This window comes from Ottowia sp. VDI28, assembly GCF_049532675.1.
Classification (GTDB): domain Bacteria; phylum Pseudomonadota; class Gammaproteobacteria; order Burkholderiales; family Burkholderiaceae_C; genus Ottowia.
Map to the genome: position 1 here is coordinate 5,735,248 of NZ_CP149820.1, position 25,252 is coordinate 5,760,499.

Sequence of the window (25,252 nt, forward strand, 5' to 3'; positions counted from 1 at the left end):
ATGAGCTCGTCAAGGGGAGCTTTTCCCCAGTGCCCACTGCCGCACGGTGTCTATATTGCGCCGCAGGGCATATAGCTCTTCGGCATGCGCAAGGGGGATGGCAATCTGGTTGGCGACGCGGTCGAGTTCGTCCAGCTCGTTGAGCAGTTTGTGCCGATCGCCCTCTCCGCTCTCCAGCTTGGCTTCAATGTCGCGCAGGCGCGCATACCAGCGAAATACGCGCCGACGCACACGAAAGGTGTAGAGCGGCGGCACCACGCGGCTGAGCGGCAACAGCAACACGATCAAACCGCCGATCACCAGCCACATGCGCTCCAGCAGATTGCTGGCCCAGAACGGCAGGTAGCGTTGCCAGAATGGCGGAGTGCCGTTGATGGCACGGTCGCCCTCGGGGCTCACCGGCAGTTCGCTGGTACGCGTGTTGGGAAAATCGCGCGCGCGGTTGAACCAGCCTGCGTCACTGTGCAGCCCTTGCGCCGCCTGGGCAAACAGCTGGCGCAGCGCCGGGTGGGTTTCCTCCCGGGTCAGCAATGAGGTGGTGGTGGCCAGCAGGCTCACGTCATGGGCAGGCACATCGGCAGTGAGGTCCACCACGCCGCGCGGCAAGGTGATGGATTGCAGGAACGGAAAGCGCCGCGTGTAGGCGTCTGCCTGCGCCACATCCATCAGCGCGATGCCGGGGGCGTGCAGCAGTTTGCCAATAACCGGTGATTCGGGTGCGGTGACCAGCACCATGACATCGATCAGGCCGCCTTGCAGCGCCTCGGCGGCGGCTTCGGGTGCCAATTGGCTGCGCACGACCGCCTCGTCATCTTCGAGGCCGTTGGCGGCGAGCAGGCGCCGCATGATGCTGGGCACGCCGCTGCCGGGTTGATCGACGTTGACGCGCAGCCCCTTCAATTGGGTGAATGTGGTCAATGCCGGAGGCTCTGCGTTGGCCACGGGTTCCGAGGCAGCAGCCTTGGGGGCAGGCGCCTTGGACTTGACCACCGGCTCGGGAGGTGCAGGAGGCAAAGGCGGCGCCAACGCATCCTTGCGGTAGAACACCCACAGCGGCTCGTAGAAAAGGCTGCCCAGAGAGGCCAGGCCAGCCTCTCCGTCAGTGGCTGTATCCGCGCTGCCACCGCGCACGAAGGCCACATCGGCCTTGCCGGCGCGCAGCGCTTGCAGGTTGGCCTGTGAACCCTGGGTGGTTATCAGATCCACGGTAATGCGGTTTTTGGCCAGGGCTTCGGCGTAGCGCTGGCCGAACTCGGCATAAGCGCTGCCTGCAGGGCCAGTGGCCAGCGTCACGCGCTTGGGCGGCTGGGGATCAAGCCACCAGTACGCGGCGACCAGCAGGCCGATGGCCAGTATGGCCACGGGGCCAGCGGACGCGAGCATGTCCCGCAAGGACAGGAGCCACAAGAGGAGGGTACGGCGCAAGGAGCTCATTCAGGACTTCCCGTCGTTCCCAAATGGCAGGCTTCACCGCAGGCGGGAATCGAGGTCCTCATTCCAGCGCTGTCGCTGGATTCCCGCCTACGCGGGAATGACGGTAGTGGTGGTCGCATCGTCATTTCACTCAAGTCATGCAGTTAGATCGGAAGCCGCCGGCAGCCACAAATCGCCCAGCCGCAGCCCCTGCGCGGCGCGCACGGCATTGGCACAGGCTTGGGCCACGACCTCCGCGGCCATGACGGCCAATACGTTGAAGCCGGGGGAATGCGCGACATGGCCGGTACCCAGGGCGAACAGCGTATCGCCATCAGACATGGTGTGTACCGGGTGAATGGCGCGTGCCAGCCCGTCATGCCCGGCACCGGCAAGACGCTGAGCCTGCGCTTTGGTGAGCGTGGCATCCGTGGCGATCACGCCTATGGTGGTGTTGGCGCCGGCCAGCATGGCCAAGGGCGGCTCGCCCGCCAACAAGGCGCGGTTGGTATGGCGTAGGGCGTGGCCGTCTTCCGTACGGGCGCCAGCCAGCAAGATGCCGTTCTCCATGTCCATCACATCGCCCAATGCATTGACCGCAATCAGCGCGCCCACCGTGACACCGCCCACACAGACCGAGGCGCTGCCGATACCGCCTTTCATGGCGTATTTCATGCCGAACATCTTGCCTATACATGCCCCTGTGCCGGCGCCCACGCTGCCCTGCGCGGGCTCAGTGGAAACCGCGGCCTGGCATGCGGCGTAGCCCGCCGCCGCATCGGGCCGGATGCGGGAATCGCCCACATTCAGATCGAAGAGCACGGCCCCAGGAACGATGGGGACGCGCGCCACGCCGACATCGAGGCCGATCCCCTGCTCGTCAAGCCAGCGCATCACGCCGCCGGCGGCATCCAGTCCGAAGGCACTACCGCCCGAGAGCAGCACGGCGTGCACGGTATTGACCAGGTTGGCCGGATCGAGCAGATCGGTCTCGCGCGTGCCGGGCGCAGCGCCACGCACGTCCACTCCGCCGACGGCGCCCGTTCGCGCGATGACCACGCTGCAGCCCGTGGGGCGGCGGGTATCGGTGAAGTGGCCGACCTCGATGCCGCGCACGTCGGTGATGGAGGTGGAGTGGTGTGAAGGCATGCCGGGTTCCTGAAGAAACTCAAGCGGCAATGTTAGCTTCTGACGAAGGAAGAAAATTGTGTGCGGTGGTTGCAGGAGGTTTCCGCGAGGGCGACTTCAAAAATACGCTTGGGCGTGAGTGCATCCCTACCTGCTGATGTTATGGCCGCAGCGAAATCATTTGCCACCAGGTTATGGGGCGTGAATGAAGTTGACCGCGGTGAAAGCCCCCTCCCCAACCCTCCCCCAGCGGGGGAGGGAGCCAATGCCAAGGCGCCCGTCAGGCCAGGTCGGCGATGGGCACGCAGCTGCAGAACAGGTTGCGGTCGCCGTAAACATTGTCGATACGGCTGACGGGCGGCCAATACTTGACGCCACCCGCCTTGTAGGCCGCGCTGGCAGAACCGACATGACGCGGATAAGGATGGACCCACTCCTCTGCGAGCAGTGTGTCGGCGGTGTGTGGCGCGTTCTTCAGCGGGTTGTCTTCCTGCGGCCACTTCCCGCGCTCGATGGCGCGGATTTCCTCGCGGATGGCGATCATGGCTTCGATGAAGCGGTCAAGCTCGGCCAGGCTTTCGCTCTCCGTGGGCTCCACCATCAGCGTATTGGCCACCGGGAAGCTCAGTGTAGGCGCATGGAAACCGTAGTCCGCCAGGCGCTTGGCGACATCTTCAGCCATCACGCCGCTGGTTTCCTTCAGCCCGCGCAGATCCAGGATGCATTCGTGCGCCACATGGCCGTTGGCGCTGGCGTATAGCGTGGGATAGTGATCCTGCAAGCGCTTGCTGATGTAGTTGGCGCTCAGGATGGCGGCCTCGGTGGCATGCTTGAGGCCTTCCGCGCCCATCATGCGGATGTACATCCAGCTGATGGGTAGCACGGCCGCGTTTCCGTAAGGCGCCGCGCTGACCGCGCCAACCGCCTTCTTCCTGTTGCCTTGCAAGCCCGCGGTCGCGTGGCCTGGCAGATAGGGCACCAGATCTTCCACCACGCACACCGGCCCCACGCCCGGGCCGCCACCGCCATGGGGAATGCAGAAGGTCTTGTGCAGGTTCAGGTGGCTCACATCGCCGCCGAACTCTCCCGGGGCCGCCACGCCCACCATGGCGTTCATGTTGGCGCCGTCCAGATAGACACGGCCGCCGTGGCTGTGCACCAACCGGCACAGTTCTTTCACTTGCGTTTCGAAAACGCCGTGCGTGCTGGGGTAGGTGATCATCACGCAAGCTAGGCGGCCTGAGTGCTGTTCGCATTTGGCCTGCAGATCGGCCATGTCGACGTTGCCCTGCGCGTCGGTGGCGGTCACGACCACTTTCAGCCCCACCATCTGGGCGCTGGCCGGGTTGGTGCCGTGGGCGCTGGCCGGAATCAGGCAGATGTCGCGCTGGCCCTGCCCGTTGGCGTCATGCCAGGCCTTGATGGCCAGCAGACCGGCATATTCGCCCTGGCTGCCCGCGTTAGGCTGCAGGCTGACGTCAGCGTAGCCCGTGATGCTGCTCAGCCAGCGCCGCAGCAATGCGTCCAGCTCCTGGTAGCCCAGCAATTGATCGGCCGGCGCAAAGGGGTGGAGGTTGGCGAACTCCGGCCAGGTGATGGGCATCATCTCGCTGGTGGCATTGAGCTTCATGGTGCAACTGCCCAGCGGGATCATGCTGCGGTCCAGCGCCAGATCCTTGTCGGAAAGCTGGCGGATGTAGCGCAGCATGCTGGTTTCGCTATGGTGCGTGTTGAACACCGGATGCGTGAGGAAGGCGCTGGTGCGGCGCAGGGCCCCCGGAATCAGATCGGCCGCGCTGCTTTCAAGCTGAGCGAAATCAGGCAATGGCTGGCCGCCCGCGAAGATGCGCCAAATCAGCTCCACGTCGGCGCGCGTGGTGGTTTCATCGAGCGCGACACAAAGATAGATCTCCCATGCCTTGCGCAGGTTGGCGCCCGCGGCCACGGCGCGCGCGGCGATCGCATCGGTGGCGCCATCGGTTTTCAGGCAGATGGTGTCGAATGCCGACTCGTGGTGCGAGGTGGTGAAGCCCAACTGCTTCAGGCCCGAAGCCATGATGGCCGCAAGGCGCGCCGTGCGCTCGGCGATGCGCTTCAGGCCTTCCGGACCATGGTAGACCGCGTACATGCTCGCGATCACCGCCGGCAGCACCTGAGCGGTACAGATGTTGCTGGTGGCCTTTTCGCGGCGAATGTGCTGCTCGCGCGTCTGCAGCGCCAGCCGGTAGGCGGGCTTGCCATGGGCATCCACGCTCACCCCCACCAGCCGGCCCGGCAGCGAGCGCTTGAACTCGTCGCGGCAGGCCATGAAAGCGGCGTGCGGACCGCCCGCGCCCATCGGCATGCCGAAGCGCTGGGTGCTGCCTACTACGATGTCAGCCCCCATCTCTCCAGGCGTCTTGAGCAGCGTAAGCGCCAGCAGATCGGTGGCAAAAATCACGGCTGCGCCCTTGGCGTGGATGATCTCGGCATCCTTGGCCCAGTCGTACAGCCAGCCGCTGCTGGCGGGATACTGAATAAGCGCAGCGAAATAGTCGTCGGCCGCGAGAGCGGCATCCCATTCCTCGGCCGAATTGGCGATCTTGACGATCAAACCTAAGGGCGCCGCGCGCGTTTGCATGACCTCGATGGTCTGCGGGTGGGCATCTCCCCCCACCACGATGACCGAGCCTTTGGCCTTCACACTGCGGCGGGCCAGCGTCATCGCCTCGGCGGCGGCGGTGGCCTCATCGAGCATGGAGGCATTGGCGATGTCCATGCCGGTCAAGTCGCACACCATGGTCTGGAAGTTGACCAGCGCCTCCATGCGGCCTTGGCTGATTTCGGCTTGATAGGGGGTGTAGGCCGTATACCAGGCCGGGTTCTCCAGCACATTGCGCAAGATCACGCCTGGCGTGTAGGTACCGTAGTAGCCCTGGCCGATAAAGCTCTTCAGCAGCTTGTTCTTGCCTGCGATCGTTTTCAACTCCGCCAGGGCCTCGGCTTCGGAAATAGCGGGCGGCAGATCCATTTTTCCAGCGCGCGCGATGCTGCGCGGCACAATGGAATCGATCAGCGCCTGGCGCGAAGCCTCGCCAATGACGGAGAGCATCTGCAGTTCGTCATAGGGGCTGATGCCGATATGGCGGGCAACGAATTCGCTGGGGTTTTCGAGGGCGCTGAGCGAGGGGGAGGACATGGGATACCTGGGAGAAAACGATTCAGTTCTGCCTCCCTCCCCGCTTGCCGGAGAGGGAGAGGGAGCTATCAGGCGGCGTCGGTCAGCTTGGTATAGGCGGCTTCGTCCATCAGGGCATCCACCTGATCAGGCGCGGAAAGCTTGACCTTGAAGAACCAGCCCGCGCCCAGCGGATCGCTGTTGGCCAGGCTGGGATCGTCGCGCAGGGCTTCGTTGACTTCGGTGATCTCGCCGCTGACCGGCATGTATACATCGGCCGCTGCCTTCACGGATTCGACCACGCCGGCCACTTCCTTCTGGTCGAAGGACTTACCCACGTCAGGCAGCTCGACAAACACCACGTCGCCGAGCGCATCCTGCGCGTGCTTGGTGATGCCGACGGTGGCAATGCCGCCATCCACTTGGATCCATTCGTGGTCTTCGGTGTAGAGAAGGGTCATGGTGTTCTTTCGGGTGATGAAGAGGGAATAAAAGAAATAATGGTGAAACTCAGGAAGGCACGATGGCTTCCCATTTGCGCAGATAGGCTTCCCGGCCCGCGCGCCACGCAGGCGAACCAAAGCTGCCGCCGCTCTGGTGTGTCAAGGCAATGGGCCAGGTGCCGAGCCGCAGCTCCTTGGCGCGCAGGCTGCGGCAAAAATCCAGGTCGTAGAAATGAAAACTGAAGCGCTCGTCGAAAGTCACGCCGTTTTCCACCAGCACATCCCGCTTGGCGGCCAGCAACACGCCATCGAGCAGCTCGCATTCGGCGGGTGCGAGGCCGAAGCAGGTCACGGGGCCAAACGGCGCAGCGCCGTGCGCCACGCTGCCGGAAAGATGGGAGCGTTCGTCCCAGATGAACCGATCGTTCACGAAGCACCACGCGGGCTGATTGCGCACGCGCCGGCGATTGCCGGCCACACCTATGGCATCAAAGACCTGAAGCCCCTCGGCGATGCGCTGCGGGAAGAAAAAATCTTCCAGCCAGACATCGTCATGCACAAAAACCAGCAGGCTGCCGGCGGGGGCCTCTTGGATGAGGCGGTTGTAGATGGTGGGCAGCCCCTGAGAGTTTTCAAAAGCCACGCTGGCGCGCAAGCGATCATCGAACGACAGCCGCCTGAGCGACTGGCCCAGCGCTGATTCTTGCCAGAACTTTTCAGCTGGCAGGCGCGTGGCGCTGGAGATGATGACCTGGCTCAAGCTTAGCCCCGGTAATAGCGCGCGGGCACGAAAGGCATGGCCGCTACCGTCATGGGGACTGGCTTGCCGCGCACCATGGCGAACACCTCGGTACCGGGCGCGGCGTAGTCGGGCTGCACGTAGGCCATGGCGATGGGTTGATCGATGGTGGGGCCGAGCAAGCCGCTGGTCACTTCGCCGATGGTCTGGCCATCCATGTTTTCCAGCTTCACATGCTCACGCACAGGGATACGCTCCTTGGCGATCAACCCTACCCGCTTGCGGTTGACGGGCAGCTTGCCCTCAAGTTGCGCCAGCACGGCTTCCGCCCCCAGGAAACCGCCCGCGCGCTCACCGCCTGGGCGGCGAACCTTCTGCATGGCCCAGTTCAGGCCAGCCTCGACCGGCGTAGTGGTTGGGTCGAGATCGTTTCCATACAGGCACAAGCCTGCTTCAAGCCGCAGTGAGTTGCGCGCCCCCAGGCCGGCGGGCTTGACCTCGGGCTCCGCCAGGAGGGCCTGCGCGAAGGCCTCCGCCCGGCCGCCGGGCACGGAGATCTCATAGCCGTCTTCGCCGGTATAACCGCTGCGGGTGACGTACAGCTCGGCGCCCCGCCAGTCGAAGGCGCCACCGGTCATGAACACGAGTTGCTCCACACCAGGCAGCAGGCGCTTGAGGGCCTCCACGGCTTTCGGCCCTTGCAGGGCCAGCAGAGCCTGTTCAGGCATGGGGATGATCTGGCAGCGCCCGCCAATGGTGGCCTGCATGTGGGCGATATCGCCTGCCTTGCATGCGCCGTTGACGATCACGAACAGGTGATCGCCGCGGTTGACGAACATCAGATCATCGATGATGCCGCCAGCCTCGTTGAGCAGCAGGCCATAGCGCTGCTTGTTCAGCCCGAGCCCGGCCACATCGACCGGCATCAGGGTTTCAAACGCGGCGGCGGCCTCCGGACCCGCCAGCTTGAGCTGGCCCATGTGGGAAACGTCGAACAAGCTGGCAGCCTCGCGCGTGTGCCGGTGCTCGGCCATCAGGCCTTCGGGGTACTGAACCGGCATGGAATACCCGGCGAAAGGCACCATGCGCGCACCTAGCCTCACATGCAGGGCGTGCAGAGGGGTTTGCAGCAAGGTGGTGTCAGAGGCGGCGGCAGACATGGCAAGGGCTCCTAGAAATGCGTATGGGCGATGCATTGGCACGCACCCTGAAGGCGGCGTGCCCGGAACCCTGCTGTCCCCTTTACCTGAGAGATTCAGCGCCGCGGCCCCAAAAGACCCGCGCCTTGCCCCTTCGGTGAGCGCCAACGGTCACGCGGCGCTTCTCTCCAGCAGAATTTTGTAGTGCCAGTCCTTTTGCCTGAGCGTTCGGCCTTCGGCGGTTCCTGACGGAACTCTCTCCTGACGGCCTGGATTCTATAGGACTTGGAGCGGGTTTACGATGTATCTCCAGCATCTACTTGGCATACACCAGATCACGCAGTGCCAGCGAGAGCTGTGGCACGTAGGTGATGATCATCAGGCACACCAAGATCACGCACACGAAAGGCAGCAGGTGCTTGATGATCTTGTCCAGTGAAATGCGGGCCACCGTGCAGGCGGCGAACAGGTTCACCCCAAAGGGAGGCGTGATCATGCCCAGCGCCAGGTTCACCACCATGATCAGGCCGAAGTGCACGGGATCGATGCCGAAGTGCATCGCCACGGGTGCCAGAATCGGCGCCAGCACGATGATGGCAGCACTGGTTTCGATGAACATGCCGATCACGAACAGCGCCGCGTTCACCCCCAACAGGAACCAGGCAGGCGATTGGAGCACCTCCTCCAGCCAGTGGCCAATAGCGTCGGGCACGCCGGCACGGGTAATCAGGAACGCGAACAGGCCGGCGTTGGCGATGATGAACATGATCACCGAGGAAGACAGCACGGAGCGGCGCAGAATGTTGTACAGATCCTGAATCTTGATCTCGCGGTAGATCAGCATGCCGACAATCAGTGCGTACAGCACCGCCACGGCTGATGCTTCAGTGGGGGTGAAAACGCCGCCATAGATGCCACCCAACACAATGACCGGCATCAGCAGCGCCCAGGCAGCCTGGCGGGTAGCGGCCAGGAAACCCAGCCGCCCATCGCCGTCGTGCTTGCCCCACCCTCTCCATTTGCAATAGAGCCAGACGAACAGCATCAATGCCCCGCTGATCAGCACACCCGGGCCGAAGCCGGCAATGAATAGTTCGCCGATCGACACTTCGGCACTCACGCCGTAGAGAATCATGGGGATGGACGGCGGGATGATGACGCCCAACTCCGCGCTGGTCGCCTGCAGGGCAGCGGCCCAGGTGGTCGGGTAGCCGTGCTTGATCAGGGCGGGAATCAGGATCGCGCCGATAGCGAACGTGGTGGCGACTGATGAGCCCGACACGGCCGCGAAGATCATGCAGGTCAGCACGCAGGTCATCGGCAGGCCGCCCTGCACGCCGCCCACGATGCTCTTGGCAAACTCGACCAGGCGGCGCGAAATGCCGCCGGTTTCCATCAGGTTGCCGGCCAGGATGAAAAAGGGAATGGCCGCCAGGGGAAACTTGTTGATGCTGTTGAACATCTCCTTGGCGGAGATGAGCATGTTCGCATTGGTGATCTGAATACCGACGATCGACGCCAGCCCGATCGACACCGCCACCGACACGCTGAGCGCGAAGCCCAGGACCATCGTGATGAGCATCGCGGTGGTCATTGGGCGGTCTCCAGTTCCATGCGGCGCGGATCGAGGTAGTTAGCGATGATGCCGATAATGGCGAACACGGCGCCCACCGGCATCGCGATGTAGGCCCAGAACATCGAGAGCACCTCCAGCCCGGCCATGGTCTGCACGCTGCCGCGCACGGCGTAGTCGTAGCCCCACCAAAGCACGATGATCATCAGGATCAGCGCAGCCAGCGCCACGAGGGCATCAAGGATGCGCTTCAGCTTATCGGGCATCGCGCGGTAGAGCGCATCGACGCTCACCATGGCGCCTTGCCGGAACGCCATGGGAATGCCGAGGAACACCATCCAGATCAGGCTGAAGCGGATCAGCACTTCGCTCCATTCGGCCGGCTGCTCAAGCACGAACCGGGTAACGATCTGGAACACGGCCAGCCCCGAAGCCACTGCGAGCATCAGGCACGCCAACACCATGGCGATGCCGGATGTCCAGCGCTCCAGTTGCAGAAAGCGTTCTTTCATGAACACGCCTCTGAGAACCGGCGATTACTTGTAGTTGCGGATCTTGTCGAGGTTGGCCTTGCCGAAATCCTTCTCGAACTGCGCATTCACGCTCGAGAGCGCAGTGGCGAACTTGGCTTTGTCGAGGTTGTCGATCACGGTCATGCCCTTGGCGCGCAGGTCGGCCACACCTTTGGCGTCGTCCTCATCCACTCGTGCACGGTTGGCCTTGGTGCCTTCCTTGGCGGCTTCGATGAAGGCCTGCTTGTCGGCGGCGCTCAGCTTGTCGAACACGCCTTTATTCATCACGAAAATACAGGGCGAGTACACATGCCCGGTGAGAGACAGGTGCTTCTGCACCTGATCGAACTTGGCCGAGATGATCACCGGCAGCGGGTTTTCCTGCCCATCGACCGTGCCCTGCTGCAAAGCGGTGAACACTTCAGGGAAGGCCATGGGGGTAGTGATGATCCCGAACGCCTTGTACGCGGCAATGTGCACCGGATTCTCCATGGTGCGCATCTTCAGGCCCTTGAGATCGCCCGGCTCCTTCACATCCCGCTTGCTGTTGGTCATGTGGCGGAAACCGTTCTCAGCCCAGGCCAGCGCCTTGAAGCCCTTGGCGTCGAATTTGGTCAGGAGCTCCTGGCCGATCGAGCCGTCGAGCACGGCGCGGGCGTGCGCCTTGTCACGGAACAGGAAAGGGACATCCAGGATCTTGGTTTCCGGCACGAAATTGGGCACGGGGCCGGTGGAGCTGAAGGCCAACTCCTGAGTGCCCAATTGCACCGCCTCGATCGACTCGCGCTCACCGCCCAAGGAGCCGTTGTAGAAAGTCTGGATCTTGTAGCGGCCGTTGGTACGCTTTTCAACCTCCTTGGCGAAGGTATCGATGGCCACGCCCTGGTGCGAATTCTGCGCCACCGAGATGCTGATACGCATCGTGGTCTGTGCGTAAGCGCCTGCGGTCAAGCCAAGGGCCAGACCAAGCCCGATCATGAGTTGGTGCAATTTCATCAATATGTCTCCTGATGGTTGAGCTGCCGTGCTTGGGCACGGTCAAGACCAAGAGACATTATTAATGCGCCTCAAGCCCCTGAACAACGGGGGTTTTCGCGCATTTTTGCACTCAACCGAAGGGCTTACATCCCCGAGTAGTTCGGGCCGCCGCCGCCTTCCGGCGTCACCCAGACGATGTTCTGCGTAGGATCCTTGATGTCGCAGGTCTTGCAATGCACGCAGTTCTGCGCGTTGATCTGCAGGCGCTGCGCGTTGCCACCCTGTGCTTCGTCAGGCACGAACTCGTACACGCCGGCAGGGCAGTAACGCGCCTCGGGGCCTGCGAACTCGGCCAGGTTGATGCGCACCGGTACCGTCGGGTCTTTCAGCGTGAGATGGGCCGGCTGGTTTTCCTCGTGGTTGGTGTTGCTGATGAACACGCTGGAGAGGCGGTCGAAGGTGAGCTTGCCGTCTGGCTTGGGGTAGACGATGGGCTTGCAATCGGCCGCTTTCTTGAGCTGCACGTTGTCCGGTTGCTGGCGGTGCAGCGTCCAGGGCGCATGGCCGCGCAGCACATACTGCTCGAAACCATTCATCACGGTGCCGACGGTCAGCCCCTTCTTGAACCAGTTCTTGAAGTTGCGGTCCTTGTTAAGTTCGGCGGCCAGCCAGCTTTGCTCGAACGCTTCGGGGTAGGCGGCCAGCTCATCGTGCTGGCGCCCGGCAACCACGGCGTCATAGGCGGCTTCGGCGGCGAGCATGCCGGTCTTGATGGCGGCATGGCTGCCCTTGATACGGCTGACGTTCAGGTAGCCGGCATCGCAACCCACCAGGGCGCCACCCGGGAACACGGTCTTGGGCAGCGCCAGGATGCCGCCCGCCGTGATGGCGCGCGCGCCATAGGACAAGCGCTTGGCGTTCACGTTGCCCTGGTCGTCGGTGAAATACCACTTGACGCGCGGATGCGTCTTCCAGCGCTGGAATTCCTCGAACGGGCTCATGTGCGGGTTGCTGTAGTTCAGCCCCACCACATAGCCGCAATAGACCTTGTTGCCTTCCGCGTGATAGAGGAAAGCGCCGCCATAGGTCATCTCGTCCATCGGCCAGCCGGCGGTGTGCATCACGAAGCCGGGGGTGTGCCGGCTCGGGTCGATTTCCCAGAGCTCCTTGATGCCGATGGCATAGCTCTGCGGATCGCTGTTCGCATCGAGCTTGTAGCGGGCAATGAGTTGGCGGCCCAGGTGGCCGCGGGCGCCTTCCGCGAACAGGGTGTACTTGGCGTGCAGCTCCATGCCAAGCTGGAAGTTCTCGGTGGGCTCGCCATCCTTGCCGACGCCCATGTTGCCCGTGGCCACGCCCTTGACGCTGCCGTCTTCGTTGTAGAGCACTTCGGCGGCCGGAAAGCCCGGGAAGATCTCCACGCCGAGCTCCTCGGCCTGCGTGGCCAGCCAGCGCACGACATTGCCCAGGCTGACGATGTAGTTGCCGTGGTTGTTGGCAAAAGGAGGCAGGAACAGGCCCGGCACGCGGTTGCCGCCGGTTTCGTTCAGGAAAACGTAGGCGTCGTCGGTCACCTGCTGGTGCAGGGGCGCGCCCTTGTCTTTCCAGTCGGGGATGAGCTCGGTCAGGGCTTTCGGATCCATCACGGCGCCGGAGAGAATGTGCGCGCCCGGCTCCGAGCCTTTTTCGAGCACAACGACCGAGATGTCCTGGCCCTTCTCGGCAGCCCGCTGCTTCAGGCGGATCGCGGCGGAAAGGCCGGCCGGGCCCCCGCCGACGATGACCACGTCATACTCCATGGCCTCGCGGGGGCCGTATTGTTCGATGATTTGCTCGGGTGTCATGGCGTGTCTCAGGTGGGGGTTCGTTTGAAATAATGGGTGGCATCTTGGGGACACGTCTAACCCAACGCTTGCCCGATAGTCTGCCCTTTGCTTTTAACTGATTTTAGAGCGTGTTTACCGTTCCCCCCGCGAGGCCGTCCACACGCCCCCGGACGAGACGCCCCGCAGGGGCTTTTCCCCTTTAGACTTTCTCCCGCAAGAAGGATCTTTCCATGACTTACAGCATTGATTTGTCGGGCCGCGTGGCTCTTGTAACCGGCGCTTCCGGCGGCCTGGGCGCGCAGTTCGCCCGTACCCTCGCGCGCGCGGGCGCCGGCGTGGTGCTGGCCAGCCGCCGCACCGAAAAGCTGAAGGAGCTGCGTGCCCGCATAGAGGGCGAAGGCGGCGATGCGCATGTTGTCGAGTGCGATGTGACCGACCACGACTCCATCAAGGCCGCCGTGGCTCACGCCGAAACCAAGATGGGCTCGATCGACATCTTGATCAACAACTCGGGCGTGAGCACCACCCAGCGCCTGCAGGATGTCACGGAAGACGACTACGACTTCATTTTCGACACCAATGTCCGCGGCGCCTTCTTCGTGGCGCAGGAAGTCGGCAAGCGCATGCTGGCGCGTGCCAAGGGCGCGGCGCCGGGCAGTTTCACCGGCGGGCGCATCATCAATATCGCCAGCATGGCAGGCTTGAAGGTACTGCCCCAGATCGGCGTGTATTGCATGAGCAAGGCCGCCGTGATCCAGATGACCAAGGCCATGGCGGTCGAGTGGGGGCGCTTTGGCATTACCGTCAATGCGATCTGCCCAGGCTATATCGATACAGAGATCAACCACGCCCACTGGCAGACCGAGCAAGGCCAGAAGCTCATCAGCATGCTACCGCGCAAGCGCGTGGGGGAGCCGAAAGACCTGGATGCCGTCTTGATGATGCTGGCTTCGGATCAAAGCCATTTCGTCAATGGCGCCGTGATTGCGGCCGATGACGGTTTTGCTGCATAAGCCCCCCTGAGGCGCTGTCGCGCCTTCCCCCAGGGGACGCCGCTGGCGGCCTGGCGAAGCCAGCTCCGCGGCGGCCCTGGCGCGGCCTGCTCCGCGGCCTTCTGACAATGGCCTTATTTGAAGCTTCGCCTAAATGCTGACTGGAATTGTGGCGGGGTTGGCGGCGGGGGCTCTTTGGGGGCTTGTGTTCGTGGCGCCGCGCATGGTGAGCGGGTTTACGGGGATCGACCTCACGGCGGGGCGCTTTCTGGTGTACGGGATGGTTTCCGTGGGCGTGCTGGCAGTTTCATGGCGGCGTGCGAAGCGGCCCACCTGGTCGCAGGCGCGGGCAGCGCTGGGCCTGAGCGTGCTGGGCTTCACGGGCTACTATTGGGTGCTGGTGCTGGCCATTCGTGATGCGGGCACAGAGATGCCGGCGCTGATCGTGGGCACCATTCCTGTCTGGGTCATGATGCTCGGCAAGCCTCACGGCCTGAGATGGCGGGCCTTGATCCCAGGGCTGGTGCTGACTGCCGTCGGCCTGGTGCTGATGGCGCAGATCCCGGCTGACACACACGGCGAGCACTACGCGCGCGGCCTGGTCCTGTCAGTGATCGCCATGGCCAGTTGGACGGCGTTTGCCCTGCTGAATGCCGCGTGGCTGCGCCGCCATCCGGAAGTGGGGGCCACCGATTGGGCCAATTGGCTGGGCGTGGCCACGGGCCTGGGGGGCATGGTCCTGGCGTTGGGCCTGGGCACCCCCGTGCCGCAGTTGATGGCGCAATCCGGATGGCCGTTTTTTGCGTTGATCGCGGTGGCGATCGGCTTCGGCTCCAGCTGGCTCGCCACTATTTTGTGGAACATCGCAAGCCAGCAACTGCCCGCCAGCTTGTGCGGACAGTTGATCGTCAGCGAAACGCTTTTCGCATTGATTTATTCTTTTGCCTGGGACGGCCGCTGGCCCACAGCGGCGCAATGGATGGCGGCAGCGCTTTTTACCGCCGGCATCATGGCATCCATCAGAGCGCACAAGTAAAAAAGTAAAAATCAGACTCTTTATGAAAATCGAAATTCCCGAGCAAAAGAAGTTTGTCTACGAAACCCGCATTGCCGTGCGCTGGGGCGATATGGATGCCATGCAGCATCTCAATAACGCCACCTATTTCCGGTACATGGAAACCGCGCGCATCGACTGGTTCCGCAGCATCGGTTGCCAACCCGAGAAGGATGGCGAGGGCCCGATCATCGCCAACGCGTTCTGCAACTTCTACCGCCAATTCGAGTACCCCGACGAGGTCTTGCTGAAAATGTATGTCAGCGACCTCCGGCGCACTACCTTTGAAAGCTGGCTCACGATGGAAAGCGTCTCCGAGCCTGGCGTGATCCGGGCTGCGGGCGGCGCGACCACCATCTGGGTTAATTTTGCGCAGCAGAAAGCCGCCACGCTGCCCGATCACATGCGGGCCATCATCGGCGAATAGGCATCAATGCCTGCTCGAACTGGCGGGTAGCCCGGGGCCAGTTGAACTGTTCCGCGTGACGGCGCACACCGTCGCGGGGCTTTTCCAGCGCGACCAGGCATGCGGCGCGCAGATCGTGGTCGATGGCCCCACCTGGCGAATCGCGGCCCACGACATCGATCGGCCCCGGCACTGGGTAGGCCGCCACGGGGGTACCGCAAGCCATTGATTCGGCCATCACCAAACCAAAGGTATCGGTCACGCTGGGAAACACCATCACGTCGGCACTGCGGTACACAGTGGCCAGATCATCACCGCCCAGCACGCCGAACCAGCGAGCCCCAGGATACCGGGCTTTCAGCTTCGCTTCTTCCGGCCCCGTACCCGCGACCCATTTTTCCCCCGGCAGATCGAGCTCAAGAAACTTGTGCACCTGCTTTTCCACCGCCAGCCGGCCCACATACAAAAAGACGGGTGAAGCACTGCGCTCCAGCTTAGGGCCATCAGGCGAGAAAGCCTCCAGGTTCACCCCGCGAGACCAGAGGCGTGCTTTCGTGAAACCGCGCGCCCTCAGGTCATCGACAATGGCTGGCGTGGGTGCCAACGTGGCCGCCGCGGCATTGTGAAACTTGCGCAAGAGGGCGTAGCTCCAGTTCAGAGGTATCCGCACACGCGCATGCACGTACTCTGGAAAGCGGCTGTGATAGGCCGCGGTGAAAGGCCAGTTGCGCCGCATTGCGACACCGCGGGCGGCCCACCCCAAGGGTCCTTCGGTGGCAATGTGCAGGCAATCCGGCGCTACTTCGTCGATACGGCGCGCTGCTGCCGAGCCAGTGGCCAGCGCCAGCGATATCTCGGGATAGGTGGGACAGGGTACGGACTTGAAATCCAGCGGCGACAGGATGTGCGTCGAGTGCCCCATGGCTTGCAACTCTCGTGTGGTCATTTTCAGCGTGCGCACCACCCCGTTGACCTGAGGCTCCCAGGCATCGGTAACGATCATGATCCTCATGGTTGCTCCTCTTTCAGCGGCAGATACCCAAGGCCGGCCTTGCGATGGCGCCACATCACCAGAGCCACACCGCCTGCCACGAACGCTCCCAGCAGGAATACAAGCCGGTGCAGCGGCCACCCGGCTGCCTGCAGGCTCGCGTACGCGCCCAGCATGGCCAGGACACACAGGTTCTCGCTGAAGTTCTGCACGGCGATCGACTCACCGGCCCCTTGCAGCAGCCGGCCCCGATGCTGCAGGAGTGCATTCATTGGCACGATGAAAAAACCCGCAAGCGCCCCCACGGCGGCCATGAGCGGTACCGCCACCGCCACGCTCTGCACCAGTGTCATCAGCGGCACGCAGCAGCCCATCAGCAAACCGAGTCCGAGCATGCGGGGGGCCTGGTCCAGCGTTACCCAGCGGCCCGCGGCCAGCGCGCCTGCGCCGATTCCCACAGCCACCATACCCTGCAGATAAGCGGCCTCTGACAAGGACAATTCCAGGTTGTGCTGCGCCCAAGCCAGAACCACGAACTGCAGCGTCGCTCCCGCGCCCCAGAACAATGTGGTGACTCCCAGGGAAATGCTGCCCAGCGGATCGCGCCACAACACACCCTGCGCATGGACGAAGCGCTTCATCAGTGCCCGCCAATCGCCCTGCATTGCATGCGGCCGTGCGCCACTGGCCGGAATCAGAATATTCAACAAGGCCGCCAGCACATACAACCCCAGCACCATCGTCAACGCGGCCGCCAGCGGCGCGCCAACGGGCAGCCAGGCCCCCAACTCCGGCACGAGATCATCGGCCAGCAATGGGCCCACGAGCGCACCACCCAGCATCGTGCCGAGCACGATGGCGCCCACGGTGGTCACCTCCAGCCACCCATTGGCGTCGACCAGTTGATCGATTGACACCAACTCCGCGGTCAAGCCATATTTGGCGGGAGAATAGGCTGCCGCGCCCACCCCGGCCACTGCGAACGCGAGCAAGGGGTCGACACCCAACGCGATCAACATGCACCCCAGCGCCTTGAGCCCATTGGCCGCCAGCATCACCCGAGCCTTGGGCCAGCGGTCAGCCACCACTCCGACGACAGGCGCCAATCCCACGTAAGCCAGCGTGAACACCGCTTTCAGCAGCGGCGCGAGCCACATGCTTTGCCCCTCTTCATGCAAGCGGGCCATCGCGACGATGAGCAAAGCGTTGTCGGCCAGGCCCGACACGAACTGTGCCGCCACAAGAAGGGCGATGCCGCGCGTCATCGCCCGGCGCTGCTGGCGCAAAGATGCATCCAGCGATTGGAGCGGGAGAGTGTGAAAGCGGGATGACGGCCGCTACGCCCAGCACCATGCTGGGCACCAACGTCGCATTAGCGTCGCACTAGCGCCGCATTGCGCCGTATTAACGCCGCACCACCACCCTGTACGTGAACTGATCAGGCCGGGAATACATATCGGCGTAGAACAGGGCAAGCCCCGTCAGGTCGTGGGGCACGAACCGCATGTACAAAAGAGGCGTATCGGCGGGAACGTCCAGCAGCACGCCCCGGACTCGCCCGGCCTTCACCGCGGAGGCGGCGATTTGCGTACGGTCCAGCCGGAAGCCCAGTTCGTCCTCAAGCAGGGTCATGGCGTCTTCCTCGCCCACCCTGTCGGCCAGGATGTCTCGGCCCAGCGTGGGTTCGTAGTAGCTCTGGAAGTACGCGGCAGGGACGCCGTCGGCCATGCGTATCGTGCGCGCGATGGTCACGAGGGTGCCCGGCGCCAACTTGAGCGCCCTGGCCACGCGGGCCGGTGCAGGCCCGGTGCGCTTGCTGAACGTGCGCCCGCTGATCACTTTGCCATGGGTGCGCAGCAATTCGTTGAACCCGGTGAGCATGCCCAGCCGCGGCGCATTGGCCGGGCGGGTCACGAAGCTGCCTTTGCCGTTGAAGGTTTCGATCAAGCCTTCCGCCTGCAACTCGCTCAGCGCTTGCCGCACCGTGATGCGGCTGACGCCGAAGGCCTTCTGCATCTGCGCCTCGGAAGGCAGCTTCTGGCCTGCCGGAAGCCGCTTTTCGAGGATGTCCTGGCGCAGGCGCGCCTTGATCTGCGCAAAAAGAGGCAGCGGCTGCGGCGCGGGTTCACCGCTGGGGAGAGGAAGGTCCTGGAGGCTTGTCATGAACTTCTTGGTGGGACATGGCCAGATTGGAAATGACGCAGTGTAGCGTCAAGCCAACCTGTCATATCAGGTATTGCCTATTTGCCAAACCACACCTATCATGACAGGTTAGAGGAAGCTGGCGCAGACCAGCGGGAATCCACAACCGGCACATCCATTCAATTCAAGGAGACATTCGATGAATCGTCGGCACCTATTGCAGACTCTTCTCGCCACTGGCGCCACGGGAGTCCTGGGCGTATCGGCCCATGCGGCGGACGCCTACCCCTCCAAGCCCATCAAGATCCTGGTGCCCTACGCGGCTGGCGGGGTCGTGGACGTGCAGACGCGCGCCATGACGCAGACCATGGCGGAAGTGCTGAAGGCGGCTATCGTGGTGGAACCCAAGCCTGGCGCCAGCGGCAGCATCGCCGCGGAAGCGGTGTCCTTGGCTGCCCCGGATGGGTACACCCTGATCGTGTCGGCCAGTTTCCTGAATTCGGCTCCGCTGCTGGAAACCAATCTCCGCTGGACTCCCAAGCAGTTCACCCCTGTGGGCCGGTTCGCCCTTTCGCCCAGCTACTTCACCGTGCCGGCCAACTCGCCCGCCCGCACGGTCAAGGAATTCGTCGAGATGGCCAAAAAATCGGCCAAGCCGCTGCAGTACGCCAATGGCGGAAACGGGACTCCCCAGCAGATTTCCAACGAGTTGTTCGCCCATGAAGCCGGTATCCGCCTGGAGCCGGTGATGTACAAGGGCGCGCCCCTTCGGTCCCTGATTTGATCAATGGGCTGATCGCGATGGCCGTGCTGCCCTCCTCGGTCGCTCATCCGCAAGTCAACGGAGGCAAGCTGCGCGCCTTGGCCAACATGAGCAGCAGGCGGTCTGCCCAATTGCCGGACGTGCCGACCATTGCCGAGGCCGGCTACCCTGGTGCTACCGTGCTCTCATGGTACGGGCTGCATGCCCCGGCGGGAACGCCGCCGGAAGTGATCCGTGTGCTGGAAGCCGCCATGCGGCAAGCCTGCGCCACTGCTGAGGTCAAGCAGCGCCTGGTCGCCGCTGGCGGCGAGGAAGCGTTCATGGGCACCAAAGACTTCACGGCCTTCCTCGCCAAGGACGCCGAGCAATGGGTACAAGCCGTGAAAGTGATCTCCAAGTGAAGCACCTGGCAAACACCCGAACCCCTGATGAGTATGCGGCGCTGATCGATAATGCTCGCGATTTCATCGACACGGAAGTCATCCCGCGCGAAAACCTGACATCCGCCCACGATGGCAACGAGGTACGCCGCGTCGCCCGCGAGCTGCAGGCGCTGGCGCAAGCCCGCGGCCTCGGAGCCCCCGCGGCCGCCGCGAAGATGGTGGCCTGGCACTGTCATGGACAGAGTGCTGCGCCTACCTGGAGCAAGCTGGCCGCAGCTTTCTCGGCCCCCAGGCGCTGAGCTGCGCGGCACCGACACAACCTGACGTCTTCGCGCTGGAACGGCTGGCCACTCCCGCCCAACGCGAACGCTATCTGCTGCCCCTGATGCGGGGTGAGCGGGCCTCCTGTTTTGCCATGACCGAACCCGCACCAGGGGTGGGCTCCGACCCGCGCATGCTCTCGACAACTGCCCGGCGCACGAACGGCGGCTGGGCCATCAACGGGCACAAGTGGTTTATCTCAGGTGCCATGCGGGCGGATTTCGCGATCGTCGTGGCGCGCACCGAATCCGGCCCCTCGTGGTTCCTGGTGGATATGGATACGCCGGGCTTCCGGATCGTGCGCGACATTCCCACCATGGAGCCCTTCGATATTGGGGGGCATGCCGAGATACTGCTCGAAGACCTTCATGTACCTGCCGACGCGCTGATCGGCGAGGAAGGCAAGGGTTTGGCGCAGTCCCAGCTGCGACTGGAGGGCGCCCGGCTCTTTCACTGCATGCGCTATATCGGGCTCGCGTCGCGCGCGATGAGCATCGCGCAGGAGTACGCCAGCCGACGCGAATCACAAGGAGCCAAGCTCGCCGATCACCAGATGGTTCAAGCCATGGTGGCGGATGCCCACATCCAGCTCTATGCCGCCAGGCAAATCACCGTGGACGTGGCGCGCCGTCTCGATGCGGGAGAGTCCATCCGCCACCACTCGTCCATGGCCAAGGTATTCGTTGCCGAGGCCGTTTACCAGGTGGCTGATTCCGCGGTGCAGATCTGCGGTGCGTTGGGTATTTCCGAGGACATCCCTGTTTCCATGATCCTGCGCATGCTGCGGCCGTTCCGTATCTATGACGGTGCATCGGAAGTTCATCGGGCAGCCATCGCCCGCCGTGCGCTGGCGCACGGCCTGGCAGCCTGACGGCCATAGGAGCAAGCATGTTCACCACAACGAACCTCGATCAGTTCCGCGAGGAAGTGCGGCAATTCGTGCACGAACAATTGCCCCCAGAGCTGCGCCAGACCGTGCGCCAAGGGCAACAACCCACACGTGAGCAACTCATCGGTTGGCACGAGCGGCTGGCGCAGGCGGGTATTCTGGTACCTCATTGGCCGGCCCAATGGGGCGGCCGCGGCTGGACGGTGACCCAGCAGATGATCTTCGACGAGGAAATGGCCCTCGGCGGTGCGCCTGAGTTGAATGCCATCACTTTCGACATGATCGGGCCGGTGCTGATGCGCTATGGCCGCCCTGATCAGCAGCAGCGCTTTCTGCCAGACATTGCCTCCGGGCGGCAGTGGTGGTGCCAGGGCTACTCCGAGCCCAATGCCGGTTCCGATCTGGCAGGGCTGGTGACACGCGCCGAACGCGATGGCGATGACTATGTGATCAACGGCTCCAAGATTTGGACCTCCTACGCCCAATACGCCGACTGGATCTTCGTGCTGGTACGAACTGAGCGAGGCGGCAAGCCGCAGGAAGGCATCAGCTTCCTGCTGGCGGACATGAACACCCCCGGCATCACTGTGCGGCCGATCACCGGCATCCATGGCTGGCCGGTGTTCTGTGAAGTGTTCTTCGACAACGTGCGTGTGCCGGTCCATCAGCGCATCGGCGAAGAAAACCAGGGCTGGACCGTTGCCAAGTCGCTGTTGGAGTTCGAGCGGCTCAAGCTGGCACGCATCGGAGAGAATAAGCGCCGCATGGACCGTGTGCGGGAAATCGCGCTGTCTCGCAGACGCGGCGGCCGCCGCGTGGCCGATCTGCCCTGGTTCCGCGAGCGCTTTGCCGATCTCGAATCGCGCCTGATCGCGCTGGAAGCCAACGCCGGGCGCTTCGTGGCGCGTCAGGCCGCGGGCGAACGGCTGGGCGCGGAGGTGTCCATGCTCAAGATGCGCGGCAGCCGGCTGATTCAGCTCTGGGAAGAATTGATCGTGGATGCGCTGGGTCCAGAAGCCATGCCCCTGTCTCAGGAGTGGCTGGCCGGCCAGGCCGGCGCGGCGCCGCAGGAGGCGTTGGCGGGTACGGCGTCGTCCCGGCGGTTTCTGGCACGCGGCTACACCATCGCCGGTGGGTCGAGTGAAATCCAACACAACATCCTCGCCAAGCAGGTGCTTGCCTTATGACCGATCTTTCGACCGTGGACTCCGCCTTGGGCTCCGATACCGAGATGCATCAGATGTTGGCCGAGAGTGCCCGGCGGTGGGCTGAACATGCCTGCACGCCGGAGCAGCGCGCCCTGGCCTCCGATCATGCGACGGGCTGCCCGCCCGAGCGCTGGCATGAGCTGGCCGAACTCGGCTGGCTGGGCATCGCCCTGCCGGAAGCCGATGGTGGCTTGGGAGCCGGGCTGCCTGAGCAATGCCTGCTGGCCGAGCAACTGGGCCGCTCGTTGCTGGTCGAGCCATTCGTGGCTTGCGCGGTCCTGGGCAGCGGCCTGCTCGCACAGGTTGCAGAGGGTCCGCTGCGCGACGCATGGCTTCCCGCGCTCGCCTCCGGTGAGCGGCGGATAACCTGGGCCGCCTGGGAGCCCGATGGCAGCGCCATGCTGAGCCAGCCCTCCGTGCGGGCCGCCCGCCATGACAGCATCTGGCGGCTTTCCGGCGCGAAGGGCTTGACACCCGGCGCCAGCGGCGCCGATGCGCTGCTGGTGGCCGCACAGCTCACCGGCGATACCACCCGCATGGGGTTGTTTCTGCTGGAAGCCGGTACCCCGGGCCTCACCCTGAACCATCAGCGCCTGTACGACGGGCGGCACGCTGCCGAGTTGCGGCTGGAAGACGCCGCCGGCACGCTATTGAAAGAGGGCTCCAGCAAGGACATACTCGCCCTGCTGCACCAGGCGCTGGATCAAGGCCGTGTCGCGCATTGTGCGGAAACGCTGGGTACGGCACAGGCGGCCTTCGACATCACCCTGGAATACGTACGCACACGGCGCCAATTTGGCCGCGCCTTGGGACAGAACCAGATCGTGCAGCACCGCCTGGTGGACTTGTACGTGGAGATCCAGGAAACACGCGCCTTGTGCCTGGAGGCGGCCAGTGCCCCAGCTTGCCGCCAGGTCGCGGCGCTCGGCATCCGCACGGGACATGTCGCCCGCCACATGTGGGAAGAAGCCATACAGCTTCATGGTGCCATCGGCATGACGGAAGAGTATGTGCTGGGCGCCTACGTACGCCGGCTGGCACTGGCAGCCGACCTCTACGGCAGCGGCACCGACCATGCCGAACGCCTGACAAACCTGTCCTTGGGAGACGCCATATGACCACCCACTCCGCCGCATCGCAACCCGCCGTTCTCGTCGAGCGCCTGGATGGCGTGATCCAGTTGACACTCAACGCGCCGCAGAACCGCAACTCACTGCAATCTCCCGGGATCTACGAAGGCTTGATGGCCGGCCTTGAAGAACTGGAACAAGATCGGAACTTGCGCGCAGCCATCATCACCGGAGCCGGTGGCGCATTTTGCTCAGGTGGCGATCTGCGCCAACTGGCCGCCGGCAGCGAAGACGAAGTGCGCACACGCATGACACGCAATACCTGGCTGTACCGCCGCATTGCCCTCTCGGACAAGCTGATCGTGGCCGCAGTGGATGGCCCCGCCTACGGGGCAGGTCTCGGTCTCGCGGCGGCATGCGATGTCGTGGTCGCGGGGCAGAACGCGGTATTTTGCTGCGCCTTCACCCGCGTGGGCGCCATGCCTGATGCGGCCCTGTTCTGGTCGCTGCCGGCCCGCGTCGGGGTGGCCCAGACGCGCCGCCTCATGCTCTGGGCCAACGAGGTCAAAGGCAGCGAAGCAGTATCGATCGGCCTCGCCGATGAGCATGCCGCGGAGGGCAGTGCACTGCCCCTGGCGCAAAAACTGGCCCTGCGGATCGCCCAAGGCCCCGCCCGGCCCTTCGGCCGCATCAAGGCAGGCCTCCGGCAAGCGCCCATGTCGCTGGAACAAGCGCTCGGCTTTCAGCTCGACAACGCCCCCGGCCTTTTCGCAAGCGACGACTTCCGGGAAGGTGCCGCCGCCTTTTTTGAAAAGCGGGCGCCCCGCTTCGGACGCAGACAGGATTGAATACGCCAATGACCACAAGCCAGCCAACCTCCGAAAAAGCCCCGCCCCCTCTGCAAGGGCTGCGCGTGGTGGAACTGGGCCAATACATTGCTGCGCCCGCCGCTGGCCAGATGCTCGCCGATCTGGGGGCCGACGTGATCAAGATCGAACCACCAGGTGGCGACGCCTCCCGCCGCGTAGGCTGGGTCCATGACGACTACGGCCCGATGTTCAGTGCCTACAACCGCGGCAAGCGATCGGTCATGCTGGATCTTCGCGGCACCGAGGGACAGTTGCAAGCCAGGCGGCTGGCCCTCGGCGCCGATGTCGTGCTGGCCAACTCCCGGCCCGGCGCACTTGAGAAGCTGGGACTGGGTGCCGATCAATTGCTCCCCGAAGCGCCGCGCCTGGTCTATGGCCGCGTCAGCGCCTTTGGCCAGACAGGCCCCGCCAGTATCCGCGCGGGCTTCGACATTGCAGCCCAGGCAGAAAGCGGCATGATGAGCCTAAACGGCGAGGCCGGCCGGGACCCCGTGCGCGTCGGCTATACAGCGGTCGACGTGCTGGCGGCCCACTCCCTGGCGACAGGCGTGCTCGCGGCCCTGGTGCGCCGCGGTATCACCGGGCGCGGCGCGCTGGTTGACCTTTCGCTGATCGATGTGGCCATTTCGGCGCTAACCTACACTTGGGCCGAGTACCGGCAATCAGGCCAGATGCCCATGCGTCGCGGCAACGGCCAACCCACCGTGGCGCCCGCAGCCGATGTGATCCAGACCCGGGACGGCATGGTGGTGCTTTCCGCCTATATGGACGAGCACTTCGTTCGCCTGTGCAAAACGATCGGACGGCCCGAGTTGGCCCAGGATCCCCGCTTTGCCAACAACCCGGCCCGAGTCAGCCATCGCACTGAACTGATGAGCCTGCTGAAGGAGGCCATGAGCCACTTCGACTCCGATGCACTGGTCGATATGCTGGCCGAGGGCGGTATCGTTTCGGGCGCCATACGGGATATGTCGCAGGTTCGCCCCGGCCACGCCGGCGTCAGTGCGGACCTCTTCGTGGACGTACATGCCTCAGGCCGGACGCTCATCAACATACCGGGCCTGCCCATCAACCTGGACGGCATTCAGCGCCGGCCGGGGCGCTTGCCGGGACTCGGCGAGCACACGAACGAAGTGCTGGCCAATCTCGAAAGCTGAAGACGCTGAAACTTCTCGGCAACGCAACGGGGCGGGTTTGAAACCCGCCCCATACAAGCCGCTCAAGCAACTACGGCACCCCTCCAGAGCACAGAGCGC

The 25,252-nt window shown here is 63.9% G+C and carries 22 protein-coding genes, 1 pseudogene and 1 riboswitch; of the genes and pseudogenes, 10 read left to right on the forward strand and 13 right to left on the reverse strand.

Annotation, left to right across the window (positions count from 1 at the left end):
• Positions 1-9 precede the first annotated feature (9 nt).
• The 10 genes from WJU18_RS27180 to WJU18_RS27225 all read right to left on the reverse strand — a co-directional run bounded on the left by WJU18_RS27180 (position 10) and on the right by WJU18_RS27225 (position 12,926).
• Positions 10-1,434 carry a TAXI family TRAP transporter solute-binding subunit gene (locus WJU18_RS27180; protein WP_423457136.1) on the reverse strand — a complete coding sequence of 475 codons (1,425 nt, stop codon included), beginning with the start codon at positions 1,432-1,434 and terminating at the stop codon, positions 10-12.
• Between the two features lie 135 nt (positions 1,435-1,569).
• Positions 1,570-2,562 carry a P1 family peptidase gene (locus WJU18_RS27185; RefSeq protein ID WP_423457138.1) on the reverse strand — a complete coding sequence of 331 codons (993 nt, stop codon included), beginning with the start codon at positions 2,560-2,562 and terminating at the stop codon, positions 1,570-1,572.
• Between the two features lie 259 nt (positions 2,563-2,821).
• A complete protein-coding gene (gene gcvP / locus WJU18_RS27190) occupies positions 2,822-5,719 on the reverse strand; it encodes an aminomethyl-transferring glycine dehydrogenase (RefSeq protein ID WP_423457140.1) in 2,898 nt (965 codons plus the stop codon).
• Between the two features lie 68 nt (positions 5,720-5,787).
• Complete coding sequence (gene gcvH / locus WJU18_RS27195) at positions 5,788-6,159, reverse strand: glycine cleavage system protein GcvH (RefSeq protein ID WP_423457142.1); 372 nt, start codon at positions 6,157-6,159, stop codon at positions 5,788-5,790.
• A gap of 49 nt (positions 6,160-6,208) precedes the next feature.
• The gene (locus tag WJU18_RS27200) at positions 6,209-6,901 is read right to left on the reverse strand and encodes a glycosyltransferase (RefSeq protein ID WP_423457144.1); all 693 of its coding nucleotides are present in this window, start codon (positions 6,899-6,901) and stop codon (positions 6,209-6,211) included.
• 2 nt (positions 6,902-6,903) lie between these two features.
• Entirely contained in the window at positions 6,904-8,040 is a 1,137-nt protein-coding gene (gene gcvT, locus WJU18_RS27205) for a glycine cleavage system aminomethyltransferase GcvT (RefSeq protein WP_423457146.1), read from the reverse strand.
• A 63-nt stretch (positions 8,041-8,103) separates the two neighbouring features.
• Positions 8,104-8,221: riboswitch (glycine riboswitch) on the reverse strand.
• Positions 8,222-8,335: 114 nt separating this feature from the next.
• Complete coding sequence (locus WJU18_RS27210) at positions 8,336-9,613, reverse strand: TRAP transporter large permease (RefSeq protein WP_423457148.1); 1,278 nt, start codon at positions 9,611-9,613, stop codon at positions 8,336-8,338.
• Positions 9,610-10,104 (reverse strand): TRAP transporter small permease, encoded by a 495-nt coding sequence (locus tag WJU18_RS27215; RefSeq protein ID WP_423457150.1) that lies wholly within the window; start codon positions 10,102-10,104, stop codon positions 9,610-9,612. The genes WJU18_RS27210 and WJU18_RS27215 overlap by 4 nt, the downstream gene beginning before the upstream one ends.
• A gap of 24 nt (positions 10,105-10,128) precedes the next feature.
• Complete coding sequence (locus WJU18_RS27220) at positions 10,129-11,100, reverse strand: TRAP transporter substrate-binding protein (protein WP_423457152.1); 972 nt, start codon at positions 11,098-11,100, stop codon at positions 10,129-10,131.
• A 125-nt stretch (positions 11,101-11,225) separates the two neighbouring features.
• Positions 11,226-12,926 carry an FAD-dependent oxidoreductase gene (locus tag WJU18_RS27225; RefSeq protein ID WP_423457154.1) on the reverse strand — a complete coding sequence of 567 codons (1,701 nt, stop codon included), beginning with the start codon at positions 12,924-12,926 and terminating at the stop codon, positions 11,226-11,228.
• Positions 12,927-13,138: 212 nt separating this feature from the next.
• On the opposite strand from WJU18_RS27225, the gene WJU18_RS27230 reads away from it, so the two are divergent.
• The 3 genes from WJU18_RS27230 (at position 13,139) to WJU18_RS27240 (ending at position 15,381) form a co-directional block, all read left to right on the forward strand.
• Positions 13,139-13,921 carry an SDR family oxidoreductase gene (locus tag WJU18_RS27230; protein ID WP_423457156.1) on the forward strand — a complete coding sequence of 261 codons (783 nt, stop codon included), beginning with the start codon at positions 13,139-13,141 and terminating at the stop codon, positions 13,919-13,921.
• Between the two features lie 133 nt (positions 13,922-14,054).
• On the forward strand, positions 14,055-14,936 hold the full coding sequence (locus tag WJU18_RS27235; protein WP_423457158.1) for a DMT family transporter: 882 nt from the start codon (positions 14,055-14,057) through the stop codon (positions 14,934-14,936).
• A gap of 22 nt (positions 14,937-14,958) precedes the next feature.
• A complete protein-coding gene (locus WJU18_RS27240) occupies positions 14,959-15,381 on the forward strand; it encodes an acyl-CoA thioesterase (RefSeq protein ID WP_423457160.1) in 423 nt (140 codons plus the stop codon).
• Here the strand turns inward: WJU18_RS27240 and WJU18_RS27245 are convergent.
• The 3 genes from WJU18_RS27245 to WJU18_RS27255 all read right to left on the reverse strand — a co-directional run bounded on the left by WJU18_RS27245 (position 15,368) and on the right by WJU18_RS27255 (position 18,514).
• The gene (locus WJU18_RS27245) at positions 15,368-16,372 is read right to left on the reverse strand and encodes a glycosyltransferase family 4 protein (RefSeq protein WP_423457162.1); all 1,005 of its coding nucleotides are present in this window, start codon (positions 16,370-16,372) and stop codon (positions 15,368-15,370) included. The genes WJU18_RS27240 and WJU18_RS27245 overlap by 14 nt on opposite strands.
• On the reverse strand, positions 16,369-17,616 hold the full coding sequence (lplT, locus tag WJU18_RS27250) for a lysophospholipid transporter LplT (RefSeq protein ID WP_423457164.1): 1,248 nt from the start codon (positions 17,614-17,616) through the stop codon (positions 16,369-16,371). Before lplT ends, WJU18_RS27245 begins: the two co-directional genes overlap by 4 nt.
• A gap of 139 nt (positions 17,617-17,755) precedes the next feature.
• On the reverse strand, positions 17,756-18,514 hold the full coding sequence (locus WJU18_RS27255) for a GntR family transcriptional regulator (RefSeq protein WP_423457166.1): 759 nt from the start codon (positions 18,512-18,514) through the stop codon (positions 17,756-17,758).
• A gap of 346 nt (positions 18,515-18,860) precedes the next feature.
• On the opposite strand from WJU18_RS27255, the pseudogene WJU18_RS27260 reads away from it, so the two are divergent.
• From WJU18_RS27260 to WJU18_RS27290, 7 genes and pseudogenes are all read left to right on the forward strand, one after another.
• Positions 18,861-19,657 (forward strand): annotated as a pseudogene (locus WJU18_RS27260) (tripartite tricarboxylate transporter substrate binding protein).
• On the forward strand, positions 19,654-19,938 hold the full coding sequence (locus WJU18_RS27265; protein WP_423457168.1) for a hypothetical protein: 285 nt from the start codon (positions 19,654-19,656) through the stop codon (positions 19,936-19,938). Before WJU18_RS27260 ends, WJU18_RS27265 begins: the two are co-directional and overlap by 4 nt.
• Positions 19,939-20,054: 116 nt before the next feature.
• Positions 20,055-20,831: an acyl-CoA dehydrogenase family protein gene (locus tag WJU18_RS27270; protein ID WP_423457170.1), complete on the forward strand. Its 777-nt coding sequence runs from the start codon at positions 20,055-20,057 to the stop codon at positions 20,829-20,831.
• Positions 20,832-20,848: 17 nt separating this feature from the next.
• Positions 20,849-22,036, forward strand: a complete 1,188-nt coding sequence (locus WJU18_RS27275; RefSeq protein WP_423457172.1) for an acyl-CoA dehydrogenase family protein — start codon at positions 20,849-20,851, stop codon at positions 22,034-22,036.
• Positions 22,033-23,175: an acyl-CoA dehydrogenase family protein gene (locus tag WJU18_RS27280; protein ID WP_423457174.1), complete on the forward strand. Its 1,143-nt coding sequence runs from the start codon at positions 22,033-22,035 to the stop codon at positions 23,173-23,175. Before WJU18_RS27275 ends, WJU18_RS27280 begins: the two co-directional genes overlap by 4 nt.
• Positions 23,172-23,975 carry an enoyl-CoA hydratase/isomerase family protein gene (locus WJU18_RS27285; RefSeq protein WP_423457176.1) on the forward strand — a complete coding sequence of 268 codons (804 nt, stop codon included), beginning with the start codon at positions 23,172-23,174 and terminating at the stop codon, positions 23,973-23,975. Before WJU18_RS27280 ends, WJU18_RS27285 begins: the two co-directional genes overlap by 4 nt.
• Before the next feature lie 8 nt (positions 23,976-23,983).
• On the forward strand, positions 23,984-25,153 hold the full coding sequence (locus tag WJU18_RS27290; RefSeq protein ID WP_423457178.1) for a CaiB/BaiF CoA transferase family protein: 1,170 nt from the start codon (positions 23,984-23,986) through the stop codon (positions 25,151-25,153).
• The last annotated feature ends 99 nt before the right edge of the window (positions 25,154-25,252 follow it).

Excerpts from the sequence above, each read along its gene's own strand:
- WJU18_RS27230 (WP_423457156.1), top strand. The coding sequence starts at position 13,139 with ATGACTTACAGCATTGATTTGTCGGGCCGCGTGGCTCTTGTAACCGGC.
- WJU18_RS27225 (WP_423457154.1), bottom strand. The coding sequence starts at position 12,926 with ATGACACCCGAGCAAATCATCGAACAATACGGCCCCCGCGAGGCCATG.
- WJU18_RS27290 (WP_423457178.1), top strand. The coding sequence starts at position 23,984 with ATGACCACAAGCCAGCCAACCTCCGAAAAAGCCCCGCCCCCTCTGCAA.
- WJU18_RS27220 (WP_423457152.1), bottom strand. The coding sequence starts at position 11,100 with ATGAAATTGCACCAACTCATGATCGGGCTTGGTCTGGCCCTTGGCTTG.
- WJU18_RS27235 (WP_423457158.1), top strand. The coding sequence starts at position 14,055 with ATGCTGACTGGAATTGTGGCGGGGTTGGCGGCGGGGGCTCTTTGGGGG.
- WJU18_RS27215 (WP_423457150.1), bottom strand. The coding sequence starts at position 10,104 with ATGAAAGAACGCTTTCTGCAACTGGAGCGCTGGACATCCGGCATCGCC.
- WJU18_RS27255 (WP_423457166.1), bottom strand. The coding sequence starts at position 18,514 with ATGACAAGCCTCCAGGACCTTCCTCTCCCCAGCGGTGAACCCGCGCCG.
- WJU18_RS27240 (WP_423457160.1), top strand. The coding sequence starts at position 14,959 with ATGAAAATCGAAATTCCCGAGCAAAAGAAGTTTGTCTACGAAACCCGC.
- gcvP (WP_423457140.1), bottom strand. The coding sequence starts at position 5,719 with ATGTCCTCCCCCTCGCTCAGCGCCCTCGAAAACCCCAGCGAATTCGTT.
- WJU18_RS27285 (WP_423457176.1), top strand. The coding sequence starts at position 23,172 with ATGACCACCCACTCCGCCGCATCGCAACCCGCCGTTCTCGTCGAGCGC.
- gcvH (WP_423457142.1), bottom strand. The coding sequence starts at position 6,159 with ATGACCCTTCTCTACACCGAAGACCACGAATGGATCCAAGTGGATGGC.
- WJU18_RS27245 (WP_423457162.1), bottom strand. The coding sequence starts at position 16,372 with ATGAGGATCATGATCGTTACCGATGCCTGGGAGCCTCAGGTCAACGGG.
- WJU18_RS27185 (WP_423457138.1), bottom strand. The coding sequence starts at position 2,562 with ATGCCTTCACACCACTCCACCTCCATCACCGACGTGCGCGGCATCGAG.
- WJU18_RS27270 (WP_423457170.1), top strand. The coding sequence starts at position 20,055 with ATGACCGAACCCGCACCAGGGGTGGGCTCCGACCCGCGCATGCTCTCG.
- WJU18_RS27210 (WP_423457148.1), bottom strand. The coding sequence starts at position 9,613 with ATGACCACCGCGATGCTCATCACGATGGTCCTGGGCTTCGCGCTCAGC.
- gcvT (WP_423457146.1), bottom strand. The coding sequence starts at position 8,040 with ATGTCTGCCGCCGCCTCTGACACCACCTTGCTGCAAACCCCTCTGCAC.
- WJU18_RS27275 (WP_423457172.1), top strand. The coding sequence starts at position 20,849 with ATGTTCACCACAACGAACCTCGATCAGTTCCGCGAGGAAGTGCGGCAA.
- lplT (WP_423457164.1), bottom strand. The coding sequence starts at position 17,616 with ATGACGCGCGGCATCGCCCTTCTTGTGGCGGCACAGTTCGTGTCGGGC.
- WJU18_RS27180 (WP_423457136.1), bottom strand. The coding sequence starts at position 1,434 with ATGAGCTCCTTGCGCCGTACCCTCCTCTTGTGGCTCCTGTCCTTGCGG.
- WJU18_RS27280 (WP_423457174.1), top strand. The coding sequence starts at position 22,033 with ATGACCGATCTTTCGACCGTGGACTCCGCCTTGGGCTCCGATACCGAG.